The following is a 4,050-nucleotide window of genomic DNA, read 5'->3' on the forward strand; positions in this document are numbered from 1 at the left end:
AGATTTCGGAATACTGTGGCGATAGCGCTTTGATCGACATACACGAAAAGATTTTCTTCAATATTGTTGTATAAATTAATTCTTTTTGTCGTGATGGCTGTTTTAAATAATTCTGTTGAATGCTTAATTAAATCAGTCAGGTTAACATTTTCAAAGATAAATCTATGTCTCTCTGATTGCAGCAATGACCAGCGGAGAAGGTTCTCCAGTAAAAAATTCAGATTCTCACCTCCCTGACGGATGTAATTGATAAATTGCTTCGTTTCTTCATCAATTTTGTCTGACAGCTCGTTTTCAAGAAGTTCAGACAACCCAATAATACTTTGAAGCGGATTTTTGATGTCGTGTGCAATGATGGAAAACAATTTATCTTTTGTTTCATTAATCTCTTTTAGCTGACGGGCTTTTTGCTCTATTTCATCATTTTTTAACTGAAGAATTTCGTTGATTTTTTTCAGGCGTTTTCTTTTGCTATCAAGATAAATCGGAATGGCAATCAAGATCAGGACAATTAGAAATGAAATGATGATGCCTGCACTTAGTAGTTTAAGTCGTTGTTTCTGAAGTTCATTTGTAAGTCTGAGTGTTTCATTTTCTTTCTTTTTCGCTTCCAGTTCAAATTTGGTTTGTAGCCTGGCCAGGTCTTTACTTTTATCAATATTAAATTTTTTCCAACGTACATTCGTATAATGACTAAAATACTGAAGTGCTGAATCCGGTAATTTACTTTCCTGATAAATTTTTGATAAATTTAAAAAACTTACTTCCATATAGTCAAGAACGCTGTCTTTCAGTGAAATAGCAAGGCTCTTGTGAGCATATTCACTTGCTTTCTTGTAATTCCTCATCTTTAAATATACTAAACTCAGATTGTTGTAAATTCCGGCAAGATACATGTTTCCCGGTGTGTTTGCATATTCAGCAGCTTTGCTGAGGTAAAATATGGCAGAATCATAGTTATTAAGTTCGCGCCAGGCAGCACCTTTAATATCGTAAATGCTTACCAAAAAATCTTTATCATTTAATTCACTGTGAAAATGAATGGCAGAATCAATATAGGATAGTGTTTCTTTATATTTATTCAATTCAAAATAAACAGCGCCAAACCGGTCAAATATTGATTTGATGACAGCATAATGATTGTATTTTTTAGCGATTTTTAAGCCTGTATTCAGATATTCGAGTGCCTTTTCATACTCTGCCTGCGAACGCATTAACTCTCCGATAGAAAGATAGACAAATACCTGATTTTCGGTATTATGAGTTTTTTCGTAAAAGTTCAAAGAATTAAGATAAGCATCAAGGGAGGAGCGGGAATCATTTATTTTTGAATAAGCTCTGCCAAGTTTGTAATAAATCTCTGCTTTAAGATTAATGTTGCCCGAGTTCTCCGAGAGTTTACGGGCATGTTTCAGACAGTTAAATGCAGAATCAAAATTTTCAGACAGTAACTCATCGTATAGATCTAAATAGACTTCGATAAGTTTATCGGGCTGAAGTTGTTTTGTTTTAAGTAAATTTCTGAGGCTGTCTGCTGTACGGTTCTGACTGTAAACCGAAAAGCTTAACAATAAAATTAATAAAACCGGAAGTAATATTCTCATAACTGAGCCTGTTGGTTATTTGTCTAATGAGCCGAAAACCCTTTTCAGTATATCGGTGGTTCGGGCAACAGGATCATGGCGAATTTTCTGCTCTTCACCGGCAAGTTTCAGAAAAAGGCCATCCATGGCTTTTTCGGTTACATATTTTGCCAGATCGGTTTCAACTTTTTTGGTAAAAGGAATTTTATTATAGGCAGTCGTTACATCATCCCAGTATTTGGTTACCTGAAGCTGGTTGAGTACAGCCTGAACTTCAGGTTTGAAGGCAGCTGCAAGCTGTGCAGATGTTTTGTCTTTAAAATATTGGGTGGCTGCATTGTCGGGGCCTTTCAGAATACCCATCGCGTCAGTAAAACTCATGGTCATGATAGCATTGGTAAATATAGGCCCGGCTTTTACCACGGCTGCCTCCGCACCTTCATTCATCTTTTTGATAAAATCATCTACCAGTTTTCCCATGCCTATAGAATAAAGCTTATCAGCAACATACTGAGCTTCAGGTGGAAACAGAATCTTTACCAAAGGGTCGCCATAAAAGCCATTTGTTTTGTTGAGGATGCTGATAGCATTTCCGGTACCTATTTTAAGCGCTTCTTTCAGTCCGCTGATGACTTCTTCATTTGTCAACGGCTTAACTGTATTGATATTTTTCTGAATATCGGATAAGGTAAGATTTTGAAGCAGGTCGCACCCTCCCAGTAAAAATGTCGTGAAAATAAAAATGATGTATATTTTTTTCATGGTTTTGGTTTTTAGTAAGAGCAAAAGTAAGGGTTTTTATGCTAAGGTTATACTGTAATCTGAATTAAAATAAGAGGAAAACTTAAAGGATAAAGTATAATTCCATTAATCAAAGGTGGGCTTTTTGGGAATGGTAAAACAAATTTTTGTCCAAACATCCAGTTCGCTGGTTGCCCAGATTTTGCCCTTATGATTATCTACAATTTGTTTGGCAATGGACAATCCAAGGCCAGAGCCGTATTTAAAATCCTTTGGGGCGTTTTTTGCCCTGAAAAATTCATCAAATATAAATGGCAGATCTTCCGGAGGGATTCCTATTCCGGAATCAGAAACTTCAAATAAAATATTCTCGTAGCGATTGCGAACATTCAGGTTGACTCTTCCACCGGGTGGGGTGTATTTTATGGCATTGGTAAGTAAATTCATCAGTAATTCCTCAATAGCGTAAGGATTGGCGATAATTAAATTCGTACCTGGTTCAATATAGTCTTCAAAAGAGATGTTTTTATCTTTGGCAAGAATTTGAATAGCAGGTTTTATTTTATTGATTAAAGCCTGAATCGAAAATTCCTCATATTCAATTTTGTTCAGCAATTTTTTTTGAGTAAGATTTAAAAGGTTTTTAACAAAATGAGTCAGGATTTCTGTACGTTCATAAGCCCGCAACACAAATTCTTCCTGAACTTCATTCAAATCACCCTTGATTTTTGATTTTATTACCTCCAGACAACTTAAAATTGCAGCAAGATGACCTTTTATATCATGGGTAACCCGCTGAACATATTCATTTTGAATTTTTTCTTTCTTTTCGAGCTCAAGATTTGTTTTTACATAGGTTTCTTCACTTTTAATCGATTTGGAAATAATCCGGTTTGAAAGGCTGGCTATTATGATTGCAATGAGTGTAAATACAAAACAGTAACTTAGAATGTAAAGTTTATTAAGGTAAAGTTCGGGGCTTGTAAAACCTTGTAAATGATAATGTGGAAGAATGCCGGTATATTCAAAAAAAATAAGGGTAAAATAACAGAGTATGGCAAAAAAGGTATGAAGATAACTGATTTTTAGAGGATAAATAGAGCTTGAAACAATGATATGGAGATAATAAACGATAACAAGCGGATTTTCAATGCCTCCGGAAAAGTGAATAACTGCAGTAAGCAGTAAAAAATCTGAAAAAATCTGAAAATGAATCTCATTTTTTATTTGCAGGATAATATTGCTGTTTCTTTTATTGGCAATTGTTTTTATAAGGTAGGAATGAGCAATATTCAGTAAGATTAGGATGATGACAATAATATAAATGGCGATTTCATCAACTGAAATGTTGAAAAAGCGCTTGACTACATAATTTGAAACAGCAAGAACTATGATAGATGCCCAACGAATCCGGATAAACCATCTGGCAAAATAAACATGAGAAGGTATTAGTTTTTCATCCATGCATTGAAATGCTTAAAGATTAATAATTTATGACAAATGTACAAAATTATTTAAGCATTTCATTTAAAATGTCAGCAATTTCGTTTGGATCGGCTGGTTTATCCTGAAATCTGACATTGGGGAATAACTCATTATCTTCAACAGCTGAGTAAAGATTGACGCCCATCTGATCTCGCATTCCGGTCATAATTATAATGGGTAATTGACTAAATTCTTTATTTTGTTTAATCTGATGAAGGAGGTTGTATCCTTCGAGATTTGA

Annotated in this window: 3 protein-coding genes; all 3 read right to left on the reverse strand. The window is 34.7% G+C overall.

Annotation, left to right across the window (positions count from 1 at the left end):
- Positions 1-1,604: sensor histidine kinase (locus tag GX437_07300; protein NLJ07458.1), on the reverse strand; the 1,604-nt coding region annotated here is incomplete at its 3' end.
- Positions 1,605-1,619: 15 nt separating this feature from the next.
- The gene (locus tag GX437_07305; GenBank protein ID NLJ07459.1) at positions 1,620-2,345 is read right to left on the reverse strand and encodes a DUF4197 domain-containing protein; all 726 of its coding nucleotides are present in this window, start codon (positions 2,343-2,345) and stop codon (positions 1,620-1,622) included.
- A 105-nt stretch (positions 2,346-2,450) separates the two neighbouring features.
- Positions 2,451-3,788, reverse strand: coding sequence for a HAMP domain-containing histidine kinase (locus GX437_07310; protein NLJ07460.1), 1,338 nt, complete (start codon positions 3,786-3,788; stop codon positions 2,451-2,453).
- Positions 3,789-4,050 lie beyond the last annotated feature (262 nt).

Source organism: Sphingobacteriales bacterium, from assembly GCA_012517435.1.
Lineage (GTDB): Bacteria > Bacteroidota > Bacteroidia > CAILMK01 > JAAYUY01 > JAAYUY01.